The sequence below is a fragment of the Citrobacter sp. Cb028 genome (genome assembly GCF_030336705.1).
Taxonomy (GTDB): Bacteria; Pseudomonadota; Gammaproteobacteria; order Enterobacterales; family Enterobacteriaceae; genus Citrobacter; species Citrobacter braakii.
This window is the reverse complement of the sequence record NZ_JAOWCZ010000013.1, coordinates 59,372-80,528: the sequence shown is the minus strand read 5'-3', so window position 1 is coordinate 80,528 and position 21,157 is coordinate 59,372. Positions and strand designations below refer to the sequence as shown.

Sequence of the window (21,157 nt, the reverse complement as noted above, 5' to 3'; positions counted from 1 at the left end):
GGTATTGATGAATAACTTTTTGTTATAAAAGAATTTTAATATGTTCAAAAATGAAGAAGTCATGGCGTGAGTTTTTTTTGCTCATTTGTTCGTTCGCCTGTTTTTTAAACAGGCCAAATGATACAAATCACAAAAGAAACAAATTTATTTTTGCCGATTCTGCAACAACTTCGCCATATTAATAGAGTCAATGAGCTGTGCCCGGTTCACCCTCGGCGAGTTTAAATCCATAACTTTTTGCCACACTGAAATGGCCTGGGCGTAGTCTGCCTGCATAAACGCATCTGAGGCTAACAGCATCAGCGCAGTGACCTCTGTCGGATCCAGCGCCAGAGCCTTATCAATCATCTCGCGAGTGGGCGGTGTCATATGCTGCCCGGCCTGGTAATACAATACCGTTGCCAGCGCTGAATAGATCTCAGCATTTTCACCCCCTACACGCAGCGCCTGCTCGTAGGCCAGCAGCGCATTATGATACGCGTTTTGCCAAAGATAGTACTCACCGAGTTGCGCCCATTTCACACCGTCCTGTGGATTAGCACGAATTTGCGATTGCAGCAAAAGCAGCTGTTTTTCCTGAATATTTTCATCGGCGAACGCATGTAATGGGTCCGCCAACCGCGTCTGTTCCTGACGCACCGCCTGCCATTTTGGCGTCAACAGGTAACCTCCGATGCAGGCCACAACCATCAGCACCGTCGCAGCGGTCAGCCACTTCACGGGGAGTGGGCGTAACGGCGCAGGGGAATGGTTGGACTGGCTCATTGCACATCCTCCTCTACGCGCTGACGCCGTCTCACCCGCCAGACCACCACGCCCACCAGTAATAACAGCAGGCACGGCAACGCCCACAGCAGCAGCGTTTGCTCATTCAACGGCGGGTTGTAGCGCACAAAATCACCGTAGCGATCGGTCATCCACGTCGTTATCTCGGCTTCACTTTTCCCTTCCGCCACCATGCTATAAACCTGGTGGCGCATACTGACCGCTACCGGCGCATTAGATTCCAGCAAGTTTTGGTTTTGACACTGTGGACAGCGCAGTTGGCTGGCAATAGACAACGCTTTTTCCTGTTGTTGCGGGTTGGCAAAAGCCCATGTGTCCACAACCTGGGCATGTGTCGCGAAGGCGATGAAAAACAAAATGATAGCTAACAGTAAACATGTTCTGCCGGATGGCGCTGCGCTTATCCGACCTACCGTTTTCACACCCCGTTCGCCGCCATCCGGCAACGCGTTGATTAGTTTATGCATCGCGCTTTCTCCCTCGCCATCCGCTCAGCAGCGCACCACAGACCATTAACAGTCCCCCGCCCCAAATCCAGCGCACGCCGGTCTGCACGTACAAGCGCATGGCATAACGGTCCGGTCCGGTTTTTTCGCCGATTACCGCATACCAGTCATGCATCAGATTCCAGCGGATCCCCGGCTCCATCATCTGTTGACGGCGCGCGGCATAGAAGCGTCTTTCAGGCTGCAGGCTGCCAATGCGTTTCTCATTTTGCCACAGCGTGATCTGCGCTTTTTCACTGGTGTAGTTACCTTTTGCTTCCAGGTCGAGACGCTCAAAACGGAAAATATAGCCCGCCAGTTCCACCTGCTGCCCGGGGCTGAGATTCAGGCTTATCTCCTGACGACTACCGCTGGAAAAGACGATCCCAGCCGCAAACACCAGCACCCCGGCATGCGCCAGCAGTGCCGGAAGCTGGCAACGCACAGGCACTTTGCGGCTTCTGATCGTCGCCAGCACGATAACCAGCAGCATCAGCAGGCCAAAGGGCAGCGTAGCACGGTTAAAGTACGGTGCGCCCACGGAGAGCCGCCCCCAGCCGAACAACCCGTAAATCATCGGGTAAAGGGTGCCAATCAGCACAATCAGCAGCACCGCGCAAAAAAGTAATAGCGCGACCAGAATCAGCATCTCGCGCGACCAGCCGCCAAAACGCGCATTCTGGCGGACTTGCTGTCCCCGCCAGGCGTACAGCCCGAGCGATGCCAGGCTCAATACGGTAAACAGCGCGAACAGCGGCGTGGCGCGGACGTTATCCAGCGCAAAAGCGTGCACGGAAACGAGAATGCCGGAACGCACAATCAGCGTCCCCAGCAGCGATAAAATCAGCGTGACGATCGCCAGCAGCAGCGACCAGTGGCGGAAGATCCCACGTTGGCGCGTGATGAACAGACTATGCAGCAGCGCACTGGCGGAAAGCCAGGGTAATAAGGAGGCATTTTCTACCGGGTCCCAGAACCACCAGCCGCCCCAGCCCAGCTCGCAGTAGGCCCACCAGGAGCCGAGGATAATCCCCAGCGTCAGCGCACACCAGCCAGGCAGCGCCCAGCGCCAGCACACCCCGGCGCTCTGCGCATTAAAGTCACCGCGCAGCAGCGAGGCCAGCGCCACGCCTGCCGCCACCATCAAGCCACCGTAACCCAGGTACAGCAGCGGCGGATGGAGGATTAACCCGAGATGTTGCAGCATCGGGTTAAGGTCGCGCCCTTCAATGGCTGGCGGGAAGATACGCACGAACGGATCGGACCATACCACCACAAACAGCAGCAGCAGGGCCGTTATCAGAGCGAGGACGCTGAGCGTTAACGGAAACAACAGGTCGGAATCACGCCGATAGCGCAAGGCGAACAGCGCGCTCCAGCCGGAAAGAAACAGCACCCACAGCAGCAGCGATCCTTCATGCCCGCCCCACACCGCCGCCAGTTTTAATCCCCACGGCAGCAGGCTGTAGCTATGCTGAGCAACGTAAACCACCGAAAAGTCGCTGGTGAGAAAGCAGAATATCAGAATGGCAAAGGCCAGCAGCAGCAGCGAAAATTGCGTCCACATGCCCACGCTTGCCAGGCGCATTACGCCTTGCCAGCGCTGGCGGACACCCACCAACACGGCAAGCGGGGTCAACACGTTGACCCCGAGGCTTAACAACAGTGCCAGAAAACCGGCTTCAGGAAGGAGAACGTCCAGATATCACCTTACGCAACGGTTAGCTGACCCGCATAGAGAATAAAAAAGCGCAGCAGCAGTACGCCGGTCAGGCTGGCGCCGCACACTGCCAGCACGCCATGAAACGTCGAACTGCGGTTGGCCCAAGGTTTTAGCAGCATCGGCAGTATCAGCCCAAGCCCGGCCACGCCCAGCCAGAACCACCAGGTCCAGAATCCACCGCCCAGTGCCGCCGCCAGCGCGCGCATTTTGCCGTCATCGCCCAGCGCCAGGCCGACGAAAAACGCCGCCAGCAGGAAGATCTCCAGCCATACCACCGGGACTTCCATGCGATGCACAAAGTGCGCTTCGGTACTGTGCGGATTGCTACGATGACGTAACGCCATGGCGATCAGCGCCACCGCCGCGCCGGAGGAGATCCCGGAGAACAGAAACAGCACCGGCAGGATCGGGTTATTCAGGAACGGGTAGGATTTCAGCGCCGACAGCAGAAAGCCGGTGTACGCCCCGAGCAGGACCGCCAGCACCAGCATTAACGTCTCCAGCGCGCGATGAAACGGCGCAATCAACGTCAGCATTTTCTGTACGATCCCTAATCGCGGCAGCCAGCTCTGTTGCAGAGCAATCACCTCTTTTTCAAAGATTTTTGCCAGCCACAGCACCAGCACCACCATGTACAACTGGAACAACATGACTCCCATCGACATCACCGAAGTGAAGCTGTAGTGGAACATCAGTTTCCAGAAGGTCCATGGACGCGTCAGGTGGAACACCAGAATCAGCAGACCGAAGATAATCGCCCCCGGCCCTAACACCAGCGTAGTGCGTAGCAGCGTGCTGTCAGAACCGCCCGCCTCCGGATGGAAACGACGCAGCAGAATCGCCAGCGTGACCAGTCCGGCGGAGATGCCAATCAGGAACAGATAAATGGCAATGGGCCAGTCCCACACCAGTGATTCAAAATGAAATGCAGAAGCGGATGTCATTGGCTCACCTCCCCAAATTTAAAGGGAACGCGGTAGACCTTCGGTTTTGTGCCCAACGCCAGCTTGTAACGGTAGGTGGTTTTCTGCAGCAACAAGCGGGAGATATCGCTGTTGGGATCGTCCAGATTACCAAACGTCAGCGCCTTCGTCGGACACGACTCAACGCAGGCGGGCTGCTTGCCCGCTTTCAGATTGGTTTTCCGACAGAAATCGCATTTATCCGCCGTTTTGCTAACCGGATGAATAAAGCGCACGCGATAAGGACACGCGGCGATACAGTACTGGCAGCCAACGCAAAGGTCCGGGTTCACATCCACAATACCGCTGGCGGCATCGCGATACGATGCCCCCGTCGGGCAGACGTCAACGCAGGGGGCATGGTCGCAATGCTGGCACGAATGACGGAAGAAGCGATACTTCACATCAGGAAACGTCCCCTGCGGCTCGCTGCGAATAATCGTCAGACGCGATACCCCTTCCGGCACGTTGTTTACTTCCCGACAAGCATCCATGCAGGCCGTACAGCCGATGCATAGTGACTCATCATGTACCATACCGTAACGTACGCCGTTGATGTTCAGCGTCTTCGCCACAACGCGTCCCGCCGTCCCGCTCACTGCCACCAGCGCGCCGACGCGGGTGATAAACTGGCGACGAGAGCAACTCATGGATGCTCCTTAAGCAACGGAACCGACGCCGGGTTAAAGTTCGGATTGTTACGCTGATCGCTGTGGCAATCGACGCAAATCTTGATCCGTCCTTTATCACTTAGCGTCTGCATCGTGTCTTGCTTCGGATGCAGTGAGTGACAGCTGGCACACGCCACTTTGGTTACGTGAACATCGTGTGGCCAGAACGCTTTTTGTAGCTGCTCAGGCAGGTGGCAGGACATACAGACGCTGTTCTGCTGTTCAACGTTGTACATCGGCTCGTTAAAGCGCATCACATCCTTCACCCCTTCACGGTGGTTCGGTGACGGCTGGCCGTGACAGTTGGTGCAGGTGACCGGCAGTTTGTTATTCGGGTTGATGACTTCTGCATGCTTACCATGCATGCCTTCGGTATCTGGCTTGTGACAATCCAGACAGGCGGCATCCGGATTACGCTGTTGGGTAACCGTCCAGCGTTGATCCGACTCCTGCGGCGTTGGCGTGGCAGTGATTCCACTCAGGCTCCAGAACAAGCCTGACGCCAGCACCCCAGCAGTTAATAACGAACGTAATACGCTCATATTCACTCCGTTGAGTTATCCGCCCCTGACGGGGCGAAATGGGGTTATTGGCTTAACAGACCGTTTTTACGCGCCTGATCTTCCCACTGCGGAATCACCGTTTTGATGAAGTCCTGCTTCTCAGCATTGATTTGCTGCATGTTCAGACCAATCGCCGCCTGGGCTTTCTCTTTGGTAGAGATATCCGGTAACGGGATTTCATGGGTGATGCCTTTAGTCGCCAGCAGACGGACCAGTTTGGTACGCGCATCGGCGGCTTTATCCATCGCGCTACCCAGCATCCGCAGACCCTCTTCCGGAGCGTGCATGTGAATACCGTGTGAGGCGATAGACAGGTCCCAGCGCCATTGTGCGTGACGGATATCATCCAGAATCGGCTTCATTTCCGCTTCAGTCGCACCCGCATCCCATGCGGCTTTCGCTTCGAAGTGCGCATGAACCAGCTGATCTTCGACCTTGATTTTCAGGTCATGAATAGCCTGTTTACGCTCGGCGACCACTTTTTGCAGGGACGCTTTATCCTGGGTGTGGCAGTTCGCACAGGTCTGAGCAAAGTTATCGAACGGGTTACCAATTTTATGGTCGGTGTAGATCTTGCCTTCCGCGTTTTGCACTTTCGGCATGTGACAGTCGATACAGGTCACGTTGTTCTTGCCGTGAATGCCCGCGCTCCAGGTTTCATATTCCGGGTGCTGCGCTTTCAGCATCGGCGTTTTCGACAGGGAGTTGGTCCAGTCAGAGAAGGCGATGGTGTCGTAGTATTTCTCCATGTTCTCGACTTTCATGCCCTCGTCCCACGGGAACTTAACGGCTTTGTTTTTACCGTCGAAGTAGTATTCCACGTGGCACTGACCGCAGACCATGGATTGCTGATCAAAGCGACCGGCTTTCTCAAACGGTTTGCCGATTGCTTCCATCGCGCGTTCTGCATAAGGACGCGACAGCGTCAGCTCTGGCTTGCCTTTGGCGAAGTCTGGTGACGCAGTGTTATGGCAATCTGCACAGCCGAGATTGTTAACAATTTCCGGACCGCCGCGCGCCCATTTACCGTGGAAGTAGCCATCTTCACCGTCTTTCTGGATCAGACGCGCTACGTCCGGGCTTTTACAGCTCCAGCAGGCCATCGGCAGCGGGCCGTCTTCAGCCGTTTTTGGTGCGCCGGTACGTAAGGTTTCACGTACATCGGTCACGGCATAGGCGTGTCCACGCGGTTTGTTGTAATCGCGCGAGAATGGATATCCCGCCCACAGGATCACCAGACGCGGATCTTCTGCCAGCGCATCTTCACGGGCTGATTGCTCAGACGTGGCTTTCCAGGAGAGATATTGATCGGGATGCTGAGGAGCGAAGGTTTCATTCTTCGCTTCAACGGTGACGGTTTTTGCGGGTACAGGAGTTTGTTCAGCGTGAACAACAGAAATAAATAATAAAGGTAATAACAGGCTGAAGAAACGGCGTACGCGTGATTTTATCCTTGCCATAGGGGTCTCATCCAGATGACGCCATTATCTGCAATGGCGGTTCTTTTATTGTTTTCCATAACAGCAACCACACGAATACTGTCATGACATTGCTCCACCCTATTTGTAACAAGAAACCACACTGAAAATGTTGTCTTTAATCAATTGTAAGTGTATGTAAAATACCACTTTAGAGTTATAACCCCCCTCTAACTCCTCACTCTTTTGTCTAATTCAGAGATAGATCACCTTTTCAATAATCCTTTAGATAACTACATGTTATCGCGAGATTTAATCAATTTTTGCTAGCTCCCTTCAAAATTAAGTTTGCCGCTAATTTGCACAATTCGTTTATTGCGTGATCTGCCGCGCAAATACTAAACAAAACTCTCAAAGCCCCTACATTTAACGTTTATGAGACATATTATTAACATCCTACAAGGAGAACAAAAGCCATGAGCCAAATACATAAACACGCTATTCCCGCAAACATTGCGGATCGTTGCCTGATAAACCCGGAGCAGTACGAAGAGAAATACCAGCAATCCGTTAACGAACCCGACACATTTTGGGGCGAGCAGGGAAAGATACTTGATTGGATCAAGCCGTACAGCCAGGTGAAGAACACCTCCTTCGCACCAGGCAACGTGTCGATTAAATGGTACGAAGACGGCACCCTGAACCTGGCCGCAAACTGCCTTGACCGTCATTTACAGGCAAATGGCGATCGCACCGCCATCATCTGGGAAGGCGATGACGCCACCCAAAGCAAAAACATTACTTATCGCGAACTGCATCGCGATGTTTGCCGTTTCGCCAATACGCTACTGGATTTAGGCATTAAAAAAGGCGACGTGGTGGCCATTTATATGCCGATGGTGCCGGAAGCGGCGGTTGCTATGCTGGCTTGCGCCCGCATTGGCGCGGTGCATTCGGTCATCTTCGGTGGTTTTTCACCAGAGGCGGTCGCCGGACGTATCATCGACTCCAATTCACGTCTGGTGATCACCGCCGACGAAGGCGTGCGCGCCGGCCGCGCCATCCCGCTGAAAAAGAACGTCGATGATGCGCTGAAAAACCCGAACGTGAAAACCGTGGAACATGTGGTCGTCCTCAAACGTACCGGTGGAAAAACGGAATGGCAGGAAGGCCGTGACCTGTGGTGGTCCGATCTTATCGAGAAAGCCAGCCCAGAACATCAGCCAGAAGAAATGAACGCGGAAGATCCGCTGTTTATCCTCTATACCTCCGGTTCAACCGGCAAGCCAAAAGGCGTACTGCATACCACCGGCGGATATCTGGTCTATGCCGCAACCACCTTTAAGTACGTGTTTGACTACCATCAGGGCGATATTTATTGGTGTACCGCTGACGTGGGTTGGGTAACCGGGCACAGCTACCTGCTGTATGGTCCGCTGGCCTGCGGCGCAACCACGCTGATGTTCGAAGGCGTGCCAAACTGGCCAACCCCGGCGCGTATGTCGCAGGTTGTGGACAAGCACCAGGTCAATATTCTGTATACCGCGCCGACCGCCATCCGCGCCCTGATGGCAGAAGGTGATAAAGCGATTGAAGGCACTGACCGCTCCTCGCTGCGTATCCTGGGTTCCGTTGGCGAGCCGATTAACCCGGAAGCATGGGAGTGGTACTGGAAGAAGATCGGCAACGAAAAATGCCCGGTCGTCGATACCTGGTGGCAGACCGAAACCGGTGGATTCATGATCACCCCGCTGCCGGGCGCCACCGAGCTGAAAGCGGGTTCCGCAACCCGTCCGTTCTTTGGCGTACAGCCTGCGATTGTCGATAACGAGGGTAATCCGCTGGAAGGCGCGACCGAAGGCAACCTGGTGATTACCGACTCGTGGCCGGGCCAGGCGAGAACGCTGTTTGGCGATCACGAACGCTTTGAGCAGACCTACTTTTCTACCTTCAAGAATATGTACTTCAGCGGCGACGGCGCGCGTCGTGACGAAGATGGCTATTACTGGATCACCGGTCGTGTGGACGATGTGCTGAACGTCTCTGGCCACCGTCTGGGAACGGCAGAAATCGAATCGGCGCTGGTGTCACATCCGAAGATTGCCGAGGCCGCGGTGGTGGGTATTCCGCATAATATTAAAGGCCAGGCGATCTACGCCTACGTCACGCTGAATCACGGCGAAGAGCCATCACCTGAGCTGTACGCCGAAGTGCGCAACTGGGTACGTAAAGAAATTGGTCCGCTGGCAACGCCAGACGTGCTGCACTGGACCGACTCACTGCCGAAAACCCGCTCCGGCAAAATCATGCGCCGTATTCTGCGTAAAATCGCGGCGGGCGATACCAGCAATCTGGGCGATACCTCGACCCTCGCCGATCCTGGCGTGGTAGAGAAACTGCTCGAAGAGAAGCAGGCCATCGCGATGCCATCATAACCATAACCGTGAAATGCCCGATGGTGCGCGGCTTATCGGGCCTACAAATCCTACCCCTACCCCTCCCCTGACCGGGAGGGAAAATATAATAACCCACCCCAAAGGATTTCGCGTTGCAGGAAGGCGGCAAGCGAGCGCATCCCCAGGAGCATAGTTCACTATGTGACTGAGGTGGGCGAGTGCGGCCAACACACTTGCAACGTGAAAGACGAAGGGGGCCTCTGGAGAACTCTGTGATGAATGACTCTATTTATCAGCGGATAGAAGACAGTGCGCGTTTCAGGGAGTTAGTTGAAAAAAGGCAACGGTTTGCCACCATTCTGTCCATCATCATGCTGGCAGTTTACATCAGCTTTATTTTACTGATTGCCTTTGCGCCTGGCTGGCTGGGTACGCCGCTACACGCGGGAACCAGCGTCACCCGGGGTATTCCGATTGGGGTCGGTGTGATCCTCATCTCCTTCATCCTGACCGGGATCTATATCTGGCGGGCAAACGGTGAATTCGACCGCCTGAACAATGCGGTTCTGCACGAGGTTAAAGCATCATGAAGAGAGTCCTGACGGCGCTTGCCGCCACGCTGCCCTTCGCCGCAAACGCGGCGGATGCTATTAGCGGTGCAGTCCAACGCCAGCCAACCAACTGGCAGGCGATTGTCATGTTCCTGATTTTCGTCATCTTTACGCTCGGTATTACTTACTGGGCGTCTAAGCGCGTACGTTCGCGTAATGACTACTACACCGCCGGCGGTAACATCACTGGTTTCCAGAACGGGCTGGCGATTGCGGGCGACTATATGTCGGCGGCATCGTTTCTCGGGATTTCCGCGCTGGTGTTTACCTCCGGTTATGACGGGCTGATCTATTCACTCGGCTTCCTGGTCGGCTGGCCAATTATCCTGTTCCTGATTGCTGAGCGTCTGCGTAACCTGGGTCGTTACACCTTTGCAGATGTTGCTTCTTATCGTCTGAAGCAAGGACCAATCCGTATTCTGTCGGCCTGTGGTTCTCTGGTGGTGGTCGCGCTGTATCTGATCGCCCAGATGGTCGGCGCAGGTAAGCTGATTGAGCTGTTGTTTGGTCTGAACTATCACATCGCCGTCGTACTGGTTGGCGTGCTGATGATGATGTACGTCCTGTTTGGCGGCATGCTGGCGACCACCTGGGTACAGATCATCAAAGCCGTTCTGCTGCTGTTCGGCGCCAGCTTTATGGCCTTTATGGTGATGAAGCACGTCGGCTTTAGCTTCAACAACCTGTTCACCGAAGCAATGGCGGTACACCCGAAAGGTTCAGCCATTATGAGCCCGGGCGGACTGGTAAAAGATCCGATCTCCGCCCTGTCGTTAGGTCTCGGCCTGATGTTTGGTACGGCAGGCTTGCCGCACATCCTGATGCGCTTCTTCACGGTCAGCGATGCCCGCGAAGCGCGTAAGAGCGTGTTCTATGCCACCGGTTTTATGGGTTATTTCTACATCCTGACCTTTATCATCGGCTTTGGTGCGATCATGCTGGTGGGCGCTAATCCGGCGTATAAAGACGCTGCTGGCGCGCTGATCGGCGGTAACAACATGGCGGCGGTTCACCTGGCGAATGCAGTGGGCGGCAACCTGTTCCTGGGCTTCATCTCAGCCGTGGCGTTTGCCACCATCCTGGCGGTGGTTGCAGGCCTGACGCTGGCGGGCGCATCGGCCGTTTCTCACGACCTGTATGCCAACGTGTTCCGTAAAGGCGCAACCGAACGTGAAGAACTGAAGGTGTCGAAAATCACCGTACTGGTGCTGGGGGTGATTGCCATCCTGCTCGGCGTGCTGTTTGAGAACCAGAATATCGCCTTCATGGTAGGTCTGGCGTTTGCTATCGCAGCCAGCTGCAACTTCCCGATCATTCTGCTCTCCATGTACTGGTCAAGACTGACCACGCGTGGCGCGATGTTGGGCGGCTGGTTAGGTCTGCTGACGGCGGTGGTGCTGATGGTGCTTGGCCCGACGATTTGGGTCCAGATCCTTGGTCACGAAAAAGCCATTTTCCCGTATGAATATCCGGCGCTGTTCTCCATCAGCGTAGCGTTCCTCGGGATCTGGTTCTTCTCTGCTACCGATAACTCAGAAGAAGGTAATCGCGAACGCGAGCAGTTCCGTGCCCAGTTCATCCGTTCCCAGACCGGGTACGGCGTAGAACAAGGTCGCGCGCACTAACCACTCCTCCTCATCCCCGGTCTGAACGACCGGGGCATTTTTTCAGAACATCACCATCGCGACCAGCGGCGCTACCAGCACCATCACCACGCCTGAAAGCATCATCACCAGGCTGGCGACCACGCCCTCCTGCTGGCCGAGCTCATAAGAGCGCGCCGTGCCCGCACCATGCGAGGCTGCGCCAAATCCTGCGCCTTTCGCCATCCCTTCCCGAATAGAAAGCCGTAAAAACAGTACATCGCCAACCGCCATACCAAATACACCGGTCACTACCACGAACAATGCCACCAGGTCTGGTTGCCCACCCAACGGCTCTGCTGCTGCCAGCGCAAACGGCGTGGTGACGGAGCGCACCGCCAGGCTACGCTGGATTTCATCAGGCAACATAAACAGACGCGCCAGCCACACGGAACTGGTAACGGCCACCAGCGTTGCCGTCACCACGCCCGCCGTCAGTGACATCCAGTGCCGCTTAATCACGGCAAGGTTGTCATAAACCGGAACGGCAAAAGCGATGGTCGCAGGGCCTAACAGCCACAGCAACCAGTGCGATTCACCAATATAGTTTTGCCAGGAGATATGCCCGAAGACCAGCATCAGGACCAGCAGCGCCGGAGTGAACACTAACGGCATCAGCGGTAATTTACGAAAACGGCGATACAGGCGCTTGTTGGCAAAATAGATGCCCAGCGTAATCACCAGACACAGCACGCTTAGCTGGAAATTACTCACGGTTTAGCCTGCTCATTTCATAGCGATACACTTTATCCACGACCCACGCCGTTGCGCCAAGCACCATCAACGTACTTAGCGCAATGACAGCAAATATGCGCCAACCATCGACCAACAACAGCTGCGTATAGTTGACTACAGCCACCACCGCCGGAACAAAAAACAGCAGCATTTCAGCCAGTAACCAGCGAGCGCCTGCGCGAATCCAGTTCAACGGGATAACCCGGCAGACAATCAGCGCCAACATCAGCACCATCCCAACCAGGTTGGCAGGAAGCGGCAGATGCAGCCAGGAGACAAGATATTGAGCAAATACAAATAGACCTGCGTACAACAGAACCTGAACGGGGATCTGGAGTCGATGAATAACGGCAGGCGTCACGCGGCTTATCGCCACAGCCATGAGGGTATGTCCTTAAAAAATAGAGAGCGCCAGTATAGAGAGCCCCCGTCCAGGACTGAAATGAATTAAACTCATTGCAGGCATAGTCTTAAGGAATAATCATGGATATCAGAACGCTGCGCTATTTTGTTGAGGTGGTTCGTCAGCAGAGCTTTACCCGCGCAGCGGAGAAGCTTTTTGTCACCCAGCCCACCATCAGCAAGATGTTGAAGAACCTTGAAGACGAGCTTAACTGCACGCTGTTAATCCGCGACGGTCGGCGACTGCTGTTAACCGACACCGGACAGGTTGTTTTCGAACGCGGCCTGGCGATCCTCGCCGAGTTTCGCCAGCTCGAAGCAGAACTCAGCGACATTAATCACCTCAACAAGGGAGTGCTGCGCCTCGGCATCCCGCCCATGGTCGGTATGTTGATGGCCGGGCCTATCAGCCTGTTTCGCCAGCGCTATCCCGGCGTGGAGCTGAAGGTATCTGAATTTGGAGGCTTAACCGTCCAGCAGGCGGTGATGAATGGCGAGCTGGATGTCGCGATGACGGCGCTGCCGGTTGAAGAAGAGAGCGGCCTGGCGACCTTACCGCTTTTTAGCCATCCGCTCTGCGTGCTGGTCCCTCGTTCCGGTCAGTGGACAACGTGTGAATCCATTTCCCCCGAGGCGTTAGCGGAGCATCCCCTGCTTATCTATAACGAAGATTTCGCGTTGAGCCGTCAGCTGCTTGAGCTGTTTAACCAGCACAACGTCAAACCCCGCATCGCGGTACGCAGTGGGCAGTGGGATTTTCTGGCGGCGATGGTGCAAGCCGGAGTCGGGATCGCCATTTTACCGGAGCCGATTTGCCAGCGGTTGGATAAGCAGACGCTGCGCTGGATCCCTTTGGAGAGTGATTTACGCTGGCAGTTGGGCATGATTTGGCGCGAAGGTGTGTATCTGTCGCACAGCGCCCAGGCGTGGCTCAAATGCTGTGAAGGGTTCTGGCTAACGCAAGAGTCGTAACATGCCGGATGCGGCTTAACGCTTATCAGACCTACAATTGGATTCCGTAGGCCTGATAAGCGTAGCGCCATCAGGCACAACCGTTTATTCGTTCTCGATCAACAGCGCTTCCAGCAAATCCAGATCGTGCAGCAGTTTTTGCAGCGTCTCATTGCTGATTTCCCGCGTGGCGCGCAGGTGATAAAGTTCCGCGCGCTCGGAGCGCAGGGCCGCCAGACGGAAACGCCGCTCGAGGTTTTCTTCCTGCATCGAGCTTTCCACGTCGTTGCGTCCGTCGGCGCGTCGACGCAGGTTACCGATGACGCGTGAACTCACCTCGGTGAGCAACTGATTGTCGATGTTCTCTTCGGTATCTGCGGCCAGACGCTCCTCCATTTTCTGGATGGCGACAATCGCCACTTCCGCCGTGGCAGCGCGGGCAATTCGTTCCTCTTTCTGCTGCTGCGAGTGGTCTGCCACTTCCAGGTGTTGCAGCAGAAGCGGCAGCATCACCACGCCAACAAACAGCGAGAACAGAATCACGCCCGCGGCAAGGAAGATCAGCTCATATCGCGCCGGGAAGCCGCTACCATCCGGTAACAGCAACGGAATAGAGAGCACACCGGCAAGAGTAATGGCCCCACGCACGCCCGCAAAGGAGGCGATCATGATTTCACGCGTCGTCCAGGAACCAAACTCCATCGGTTTTTTCTTCAGAAAACGCAGGCTAAACTTCTTCATCGTCCACAGCCAGCCAAAACGTACCAGCATCAGCGCCACGTAAATCAGCACGATATCGGTAAACAGCATCCAGATTTCAACATTCGGATCGGCTTCTGCCGCCGCCAAAGAAGACTCCAGAATCCCCGGCAACTGCAGTCCTAACAGCAAGAAAACCATGCCGTTAAACACAAACTCCAGCATCGCCCAGGTACTGTTAGCACGTAAACGCATCGCCAGCGGCGCCCGGCGCATTACCCCGGAACGGGTGATCGTCATCCCGGCTGCGACCGCCGCGAGGATGCCGGAAACACCGATGTGTTCCGCAATCAGGTAAGACGCAAACGGCAGCAGGAACAGCAGAACGATTTGCGTTGCCGGTTCATCACCACCCCAGCGGCTGAGAAAACGCAGGGAGCGCCCGTACAGCCAACTGACGACAAAACCGGCCAGGATACCGCCAATCGCTACCTTGAAGAATTCAAGCGTTGCGCCACCAACCGTAAACACCATCGTGCCCATCGCCACGGCGACGGCAAATTTCAGTGATACCAGACCGGAGGCGTCGTTCATCAACGCTTCGCCCTGCAGGATACCCATGATTTTCTTCGGTATGCGTCCCTCGCCCACTATGCCGGAAAGCGCAACGGCATCGGTTGGCGACAGGACAGCGGCCAGCGCAAAGGCTGGGATGAGAGGGATCCCCGGCACCAGCCAGTAAATCATAAAGCCAATCCCGACCACCGTGACCAGAACCAGCGCCAGCGCAAGGCCGAAGATCTCTCGCCCGTGCTCCAGAAACTCACGGGTTGGCGTCTTCCAGCCATCAGCGAAGAGCAGCGGCGGGATGAACAGAACCAGAAAAAGCTCAGGATCGAATTCCACATGCAAACCAAACGTCGGCCACGCCAGCAAGGCGCCGATGGCGATCTGCATAAGGGGTAAAGGGAGTTGGAATGGCAATACGCGAGTAAAAACCCCCGACAGCGAGACCACAAGGGTCATGATGAGTATGGTGAAAAAGATTTCCATGCGTTCCCTGTTTGCGATGTTTCTTATGATCAGTGATGAGAGGCGTCGTGCCTCAATTCTATCTACTTGAGAGTAACGCAAAAGACAACGAGAGTGTTGTGAAAATAAAAACGGGCGGCCAAAGCCACCCGTTTTCAGAATCTTCATCAAATGAGGATTAGATAGCCCAACCACCAGCGTAGAAGGCCACCAGCGCGATGGCGATGACCACTGTGCCGATGTTCAGTTTGCGCCATTCGCCAGAGACGATACGGCCAATCACCAGGGTAGCAAAGCCAATCATAATGCCGGTCACGATGTTACAGGTCAGCACGATAAATACGGCCGTTACCAGCCCCGCCATAGCGTCGACAAAGTCAGCAAAGTCGATTTTCGCTACGTTGCTCAACATCAGCAGGCCCACATACATCAGCGCAGGTGCCGTTGCATATACTGGTACAAGATAAGAGAGCGGAGAGAGGAACAGGATCAGCAGGAACAGTACGCCAACGGTGATCGCCGTCAGGCCGGTTTTGCCGCCTGCCGCCGTACCCGCTGCGGATTCAATATAAACCGCCGCCGGTGCAGCGCCCACCAGGCCAGAGAACACGCTGCTCAGGGAGTCGGTGGTCAGCGCTTTGCCGCCGTCAATAATCTGTCCGTCTTTATCCAGCAGATTCGCCTGTCCGGCTACCGCACGGATGGTTCCGGTCGCATCGAAGACAGCGGTCATGACCAGCGCCAGCACGCTCGGCAGTACGATTGGGTTTAGTGCGCCCATAATATCCAGGCTACCGATCAGCGAGTTGCCGTTTTCGTCGCTCAGAGACGGCATGGCAAAAATACCGGAGAAATGTACGGCCGGGTCGAAAATCAGACCCACTACGGAAATACCGATAATAGTCAGCAGGATGCCGCCCGGTACTTTCAGTTTTTCGAGGCCAATAATCACCGCCAGACCTACCAGCGACATAATCACCGGGAAGGTATCGAAATCGCCCAGCGCAACCGGCAGGCCGTCCAGCGGGTTTTTAATAACCAGACCCACGCCGTTTGCCGCAATCAGCAGCAGGAACAGGCCGATACCAATCCCCGTACCGTGCGCAACACCCTGCGGTAGATTGCGCAGGATCCAGCTACGAATACCGGTCGCGGAAATGATGGTAAACAGGACACCCATCAGGAACACCGCACCCAGCGCAACAGGCACGCTGATATGTTGTCCCAGTACCAGGCTGAATGCGGTAAACGCCGTCAAAGAAATGGCGCAACCAATCGCCAGCGGCAGGTTTGCCCACAGGCCCATCACAATAGAACCGACGCCCGCGACCAGACAGGTTGCCACAAATACAGCGGCAGGCGGGAATCCGGCTTTACCCAGCATCCCCGGAACCACGATAACGGAGTAGACCATGGCCAGGAACGTCGTTAATCCGGCAACGACTTCCTGACGAACGGTACTGCCGCGGAGCGAAATTTTAAACCAGGCGTCGAGTGAACCGCCGGTACGCGCTGAAGGCGTAGACATAGAAAACATCCCCTGAGAGTTTATTTTTTCGTCATTATGCGTGCTGGACAATCCACTGCCTGCTAAACGTTTTCTCCATGTGCCAGGTTTGCGTCAATAGGGGTGTCGCAAAAAAGCAAACGTTTAGCTCCGCGCATAAAAAACGGGTGGTAAAAAAAAGCAACCGATTATCCAGCGATCATACGCTGGTTTTCAACTGAACTTTGCCGCTTTTTACTCATTTCTTCTTATAACGCGCAATAAATAATCAGTCGATGCGCAAACGTTATCGTCAATGCGCAGTCTCGCAACAAATTTTGCGGAGTTATTACAACATCGGTGTGCCTTTTTCACGCAAACTTGCGCAAGAAAACCGGTGAAGATGCGGAAAATTTTTTGGCTAAAAAATCACCATTTCACTGGTAAATGGAGAGAGGTGGCTTACAATTACATTATCAACACAGACCGGAACCTCACCTAATGTGCTCGACTGAGGGGTGTTGATGTCGGGGGAAACCCTCCCGTGAACCAGCGGGATAGAGTGAAAGACAAAGACCGGAACCAAACTAAAGCGCCCTCTGTGGCGCTTTAGTTTTATATCCGTCAATCCATCAGATATTTCACATCAATCATCTTCCAGCAGACGCGCCCCGGTCCCCTTCTCGCCAAGCTGATCGCCTGGGTTACGCAACGGGCAATCGCTGCGCGACAAACAACCGCAACCAATACACCCATCCAGTTCATCGCGTAGCGCCACTAAAGTATGAATGCGTCGATCCAGCTCTTCACGCCATTGCGAAGAGAGCTGCTTCCACTCTTTAGCACTGAGCGAATGTCCTTCAGGTAATACGCCGAGCGCGTCACCAATCGTTGCCAACGGGATCCCGATGCGTTGAGCAATCTTGATAATCGCCACGTAACGTAACACATCACGTCTGTATCGGCGCTGATTGCCGCTGTTGCGCATACTGCTGATTAACCCTTTGCTTTCATAGAAATGCAGGGTTGATACCGCCACGCCGCTACGCTTTGCAACTTCACCTGGCGTGAGCAGCGCTTTTATTCGGGGTAATTTCTTTTCCATAAATCGCTTTACCTCAAGTTAACTTGAGGAATTATACTCGCCCACAGACAAAACGACGAATCGAATACTGAAAAAGAGGCAGCCCTATGTCCCATCAGCAGATTATTCAGACCCTTATTGAATGGATTGACGACCATATCGATCAGCCGCTGAACATTGAGGCGGTGGCGAAAAAATCAGGTTACTCGAAGTGGTATTTACAGAGAATGTTCCGCACGGTGATGCGCCAGACGTTGGGTGACTATATCCGCCAGCGTCGACTCCTGCTGGCTGCTGTTGAACTGCGGACGACCGAGCGACCTATTTTCGATATCGCGATGGATCTTGGTTATGTATCACAACAAACCTTCTCACGCGTGTTTCGCCGCGAGTTTGATCGTACCCCCAGCGATTACCGCCACCGCCTGTAAGATTATTGCCCGCTCTGCGTCAGTATGGCGGGCGACCGTTGTATCCAGTGCATGAACTCCTGTGGCGGCAGCGCCTTCGCAAAATACCAGCCCTGACAATACTGTACGCCACGTTCGCGCAGCCACTCGATTTGCTCAACCGTCTCTACCCCTTCCGCAATCATCTTCAGGTGTAAGCTTTGCGCCATTTCGATGATATGTTCGGCAATCAGGTGACTGGTGCTGTTGGTGGACAACGTACTAATAAATGATTTGTCGATCTTCAGGATATCGATATTCAACGCGGATAAATTGTGTAGATTGGAATATCCCGTCCCAAAATCATCAAACGCCACTTCATAACCCGCCTGACGAAACGCCTGGATTACCGCGGTCATTTTATCTACATCAATAAACCCGCGCTCGGTCACCTCGACTTTAATTTGCTGGGCCGCCACAGAGTACTCACGGTTTTTGTCGGTAATCAGGGCAATAAGTCGGGATGAATGAAAGTCAGAAGCAGAGAGGTTTATCGAGATATAAAGCTGAGGATGCGCCGAAAGAAAATATCCTAAATCGTTGAATACCTCTTCAATCACGTAATCCGTGATCCGCTCAATCATTCCCTCTTTTTCAGCCAGCGGAATAAACTCGGTTGGGCTCATTACTTCACCATCACAGCCCGGCCAGCGCAGCAGAGCCTCAGCCCCTACGCACTGACCGTTTTCGATATCAATGATCGGCTGGTAGTGCAGACACAGTTGACGTTTTTTGATTGCGCGTTTTAACAAGCGGCGGGGAGATAAGTATTCCTGACGCGTGCGCCACCACATTAACAGCATCAGGATGCTGCAGATAATCCCGAAAGGAATCGTTAAGGCAGCCTCATGATAGAAAATCGAATGTATGCGTTTATCCGAGGTCGACACAATAATCGCAATCGGGCGTTTTTCTGAATGCACTTTGGTGTAGAAGCGATCGTCCAACTGGAAGGTTGAGGCTTCACCGTGCACCAACGGCAATAACTGCGCAATAGGCGCCCCTTCGCTGGCAGAGAAAAAAGTACCCGTTACCGTGTCATACACGCCCCAGGACAGGTCCGGGTCATCTGACATAACTTCGCTGTAAGATAATGGGTTGATGACGACAACGTAGTTTCCACGTTGCATATACGTCATTCTGTAGCCAGCGAAAAAGGGGGTATCGCGATAGTAATAGATGGAGATGTCCGGCGTACGTTTATAGTCGGCGGTCGGCATAATATAGGCGACTGGCGGCGCCATCGACGCAGAGCACAAAAAATGATCGCCCTGCGCATAAATTAGCTCGCTGATATATAAACGACCACGAATAATATCTAGCATATTTTTCTGATGTGCCGGGGTACACATCTTACCTTGATACAACAGGGCCATATCTCGCGCTAAATCGGCTTGTTGGATCACCAATTCAGTTTTATTTAACACCAGTTGCGCAAAAGAGCGAAGTTGATTACGGGTTTCGGACATTGCCCGGATTTGAGCAAACCATAACGCCAGCACCACGGGGAGCAATACCACCATGAATGTTCCGAGGAACTTCAGTATCTTGCGTCGCGCACTGTGATTCATGTCAGCCCTGTTTCCCTGTTTCGTATATGCCAGAACCCATTAAGGCAAGATGCTATAAACACCGACTGATTAAGTTGCATGAATCTATCAGTATTAGCAACAGACTTCTCTATGTAAAAGTCTGATAATAGTTGATGATGATATTATTTTTCCGTAAGGCAAACTTAAAGTTATGCTTATTTCATAACGTTATTATCCCCAAGGAGTAATTTTTTATAAGCACTATCCTGGCTTTATTTAAGAAATTCATTAGATTTTTTTAACGATGAATTTAGGATAAATAAAACAGGTAACAAAAATGCATCTTTAAGATTGATTATTTAGTATCATTGCTTCCTTAAATATAACCACATATTTAACATGGTTATCATCCTGCAAAAAATACGCCCAACACTGGTGAACAAACGAGCATGTGTGATATAGTTCACAAAAATCATGTAACAGAAACGATGTTTCATTCATGTTATTGCCCGTCGATAGCCAGAGTACTACACCCTCGGTGAACACCCCCGCGCTGTCCTGGGCATCCAGACTTTCTGAGGACGTTTTTCATGGCAACGATAACAACTGGCGTGGTTCTTCTGCGGTGGCAATTACTCAGTGCAGTGCTGATGTTTTTAGCCAGTACGCTCAATATCCGTTTTCGTAAATCAGATTATATTGGCCTGGCCGTCATTAGCAGCGGTTTAGGGCTGGTTTTTGCCTGCTGGTTTGCGACCGGATTACTCGGCATAACCCTGGTGGATATGTCCGCAATCTGGAAGAACATTGAAACCGTAATGGTTGAAGTGATGAGCCATACACCGCCAGACTGGCCGATGGTGTTGAACTGATAACAGAATTGCATATGGCTACCCCAGTTCTGAGGTAGCCATAATTTTCAGCGAAAAGCAGAAGGATTAGAACGGAATATCGTCGTCGAAATCCATCGGCGGCTCATTAGACGGCGCTGCCGGAGCCGACTGCTGCTGCGGGCGAGACTGCGCGCCGCCGCTGAACTGATTGCCACCTTGCGGCTGCTGAGGCTGACCCCAACCACCCTGCTGCTGGCCGCCACCTGCCGGAGCACCACCACCCTGACGACCGCCCAGCATTTGCATGGTGCCGCCAACGTTAACCACAACTTCAGTGGTGTACTTTTCTACGCCGGATTGATCGGTCCATTTGCGGGTACGCAGCTGACCTTCGATATAGACCTGGGAACCTTTACGCAGATATTCGCTGGCAACTTCCGCCAGTTTGCCGAACAGCACCACACGGTGCCATTCAGTCTGCTCTTTCATTTCGCCGGTCGCTTTATCACGCCAGGATTCGGAAGTAGCCAGCGTAATGTTGGCAACTGCGCCACCATTCGGCATATAGCGTACTTCCGGGTCCTGGCCCAGATTACCGACGAGAATCACCTTGTTTACGCCTCTGCTGGCCATGATCGTGTCTCCTGAAAAACGTTACTGAATAAGTGTAAGCGCGGGATTGTAGCATTTCCAATA

Annotated in this window: 18 protein-coding genes and 1 pseudogene; 6 read left to right on the top strand and 13 right to left on the bottom strand. The window is 53.8% G+C overall.

What is annotated here, in order from left to right; translation table 11 throughout:
* Positions 1–144: 144 nt before the first annotated feature.
* The 6 genes and pseudogenes from nrfG to nrfA all read right to left on the bottom strand — a co-directional run bounded on the left by nrfG (position 145) and on the right by nrfA (position 6,650).
* Positions 145–765, bottom strand: coding sequence for a heme lyase NrfEFG subunit NrfG (gene nrfG / locus OGV75_RS00410; protein WP_016155455.1), 621 nt, complete (start codon positions 763–765; stop codon positions 145–147).
* A pseudogene (gene nrfF, locus OGV75_RS00405) lies at positions 762–2,973 on the bottom strand (heme lyase NrfEFG subunit NrfF). The gene nrfG and the pseudogene nrfF overlap by 4 nt, the downstream one beginning before the upstream one ends.
* Positions 2,974–2,981: 8 nt before the next feature.
* Entirely contained in the window at positions 2,982–3,938 is a 957-nt protein-coding gene (nrfD, locus tag OGV75_RS00400; RefSeq protein ID WP_053389708.1) for a cytochrome c nitrite reductase subunit NrfD, read from the bottom strand.
* On the bottom strand, positions 3,935–4,606 hold the full coding sequence (gene nrfC, locus OGV75_RS00395; RefSeq protein WP_016155373.1) for a cytochrome c nitrite reductase Fe-S protein: 672 nt from the start codon (positions 4,604–4,606) through the stop codon (positions 3,935–3,937). Before nrfC ends, nrfD begins: the two co-directional genes overlap by 4 nt.
* Positions 4,603–5,169, bottom strand: coding sequence for a cytochrome c nitrite reductase pentaheme subunit (gene nrfB, locus OGV75_RS00390; RefSeq protein WP_005132587.1), 567 nt, complete (start codon positions 5,167–5,169; stop codon positions 4,603–4,605). The genes nrfC and nrfB overlap by 4 nt, the downstream gene beginning before the upstream one ends.
* A 44-nt stretch (positions 5,170–5,213) precedes the next feature.
* Positions 5,214–6,650, bottom strand: coding sequence for an ammonia-forming nitrite reductase cytochrome c552 subunit (gene nrfA, locus OGV75_RS00385; protein ID WP_286480245.1), 1,437 nt, complete (start codon positions 6,648–6,650; stop codon positions 5,214–5,216).
* 434 nt (positions 6,651–7,084) lie between these two features.
* On the opposite strand from nrfA, the gene acs reads away from it, so the two are divergent.
* The 3 genes from acs (at position 7,085) to actP (ending at position 11,240) form a co-directional block, all read left to right on the top strand.
* Complete coding sequence (acs, locus tag OGV75_RS00380; RefSeq protein ID WP_016155371.1) at positions 7,085–9,043, top strand: acetate--CoA ligase; 1,959 nt, start codon at positions 7,085–7,087, stop codon at positions 9,041–9,043.
* A gap of 236 nt (positions 9,044–9,279) precedes the next feature.
* Positions 9,280–9,594, top strand: a complete 315-nt coding sequence (locus tag OGV75_RS00375; RefSeq protein WP_016155370.1) for a DUF485 domain-containing protein — start codon at positions 9,280–9,282, stop codon at positions 9,592–9,594.
* Complete coding sequence (gene actP / locus OGV75_RS00370) at positions 9,591–11,240, top strand: cation/acetate symporter ActP (RefSeq protein WP_016155369.1); 1,650 nt, start codon at positions 9,591–9,593, stop codon at positions 11,238–11,240. Before OGV75_RS00375 ends, actP begins: the two co-directional genes overlap by 4 nt.
* 42 nt (positions 11,241–11,282) lie before the next feature.
* Here actP and OGV75_RS00365 read toward each other — a convergent pair whose 3' ends face one another.
* Together OGV75_RS00365 and OGV75_RS00360 are read right to left on the bottom strand one after the other, a co-directional pair.
* A complete protein-coding gene (locus OGV75_RS00365; RefSeq protein ID WP_016155368.1) occupies positions 11,283–11,972 on the bottom strand; it encodes an LrgB family protein in 690 nt (229 codons plus the stop codon).
* Positions 11,965–12,375: a CidA/LrgA family protein gene (locus OGV75_RS00360; RefSeq protein WP_016155367.1), complete on the bottom strand. Its 411-nt coding sequence runs from the start codon at positions 12,373–12,375 to the stop codon at positions 11,965–11,967. Before OGV75_RS00360 ends, OGV75_RS00365 begins: the two co-directional genes overlap by 8 nt.
* A gap of 101 nt (positions 12,376–12,476) precedes the next feature.
* On the opposite strand from OGV75_RS00360, the gene OGV75_RS00355 reads away from it, so the two are divergent.
* Entirely contained in the window at positions 12,477–13,367 is an 891-nt protein-coding gene (locus OGV75_RS00355) for a LysR family transcriptional regulator (RefSeq protein WP_047357727.1), read from the top strand.
* Positions 13,368–13,451: 84 nt separating this feature from the next.
* Here the strand turns inward: OGV75_RS00355 and OGV75_RS00350 are convergent, their stop codons facing one another.
* The 3 genes from OGV75_RS00350 to soxR all read right to left on the bottom strand — a co-directional run bounded on the left by OGV75_RS00350 (position 13,452) and on the right by soxR (position 17,668).
* Positions 13,452–15,098 (bottom strand): Na+/H+ antiporter, encoded by a 1,647-nt coding sequence (locus OGV75_RS00350; protein ID WP_016155450.1) that lies wholly within the window; start codon positions 15,096–15,098, stop codon positions 13,452–13,454.
* A gap of 157 nt (positions 15,099–15,255) precedes the next feature.
* Entirely contained in the window at positions 15,256–16,605 is a 1,350-nt protein-coding gene (gene ghxP, locus OGV75_RS00345; protein ID WP_016155449.1) for a guanine/hypoxanthine transporter GhxP, read from the bottom strand.
* Positions 16,606–17,209: 604 nt separating this feature from the next.
* A complete protein-coding gene (gene soxR, locus OGV75_RS00340) occupies positions 17,210–17,668 on the bottom strand; it encodes a redox-sensitive transcriptional activator SoxR (protein ID WP_016155363.1) in 459 nt (152 codons plus the stop codon).
* A gap of 86 nt (positions 17,669–17,754) precedes the next feature.
* Between soxR and soxS the strand changes: the two genes are divergently transcribed.
* The gene (soxS, locus tag OGV75_RS00335; protein WP_016155362.1) at positions 17,755–18,078 is read left to right on the top strand and encodes a superoxide response transcriptional regulator SoxS; all 324 of its coding nucleotides are present in this window, start codon (positions 17,755–17,757) and stop codon (positions 18,076–18,078) included.
* Between the two features lie 2 nt (positions 18,079–18,080).
* Here the strand turns inward: soxS and pdeC are convergent, their stop codons facing one another.
* Positions 18,081–19,667: a cyclic di-3',5'-guanosine monophosphate phosphodiesterase PdeC gene (pdeC, locus tag OGV75_RS00330; RefSeq protein WP_053389612.1), complete on the bottom strand. Its 1,587-nt coding sequence runs from the start codon at positions 19,665–19,667 to the stop codon at positions 18,081–18,083.
* Positions 19,668–20,218: 551 nt separating this feature from the next.
* Here pdeC and OGV75_RS00325 point away from each other — a divergent pair.
* Positions 20,219–20,500 (top strand): YjcB family protein, encoded by a 282-nt coding sequence (locus OGV75_RS00325; RefSeq protein ID WP_016155360.1) that lies wholly within the window; start codon positions 20,219–20,221, stop codon positions 20,498–20,500.
* 66 nt (positions 20,501–20,566) lie between these two features.
* Here OGV75_RS00325 and ssb1 read toward each other — a convergent pair whose 3' ends face one another.
* On the bottom strand, positions 20,567–21,094 hold the full coding sequence (gene ssb1 / locus OGV75_RS00320; protein ID WP_016155359.1) for a single-stranded DNA-binding protein SSB1: 528 nt from the start codon (positions 21,092–21,094) through the stop codon (positions 20,567–20,569).
* Between the last annotated feature and the right edge of the window lie 63 nt (positions 21,095–21,157).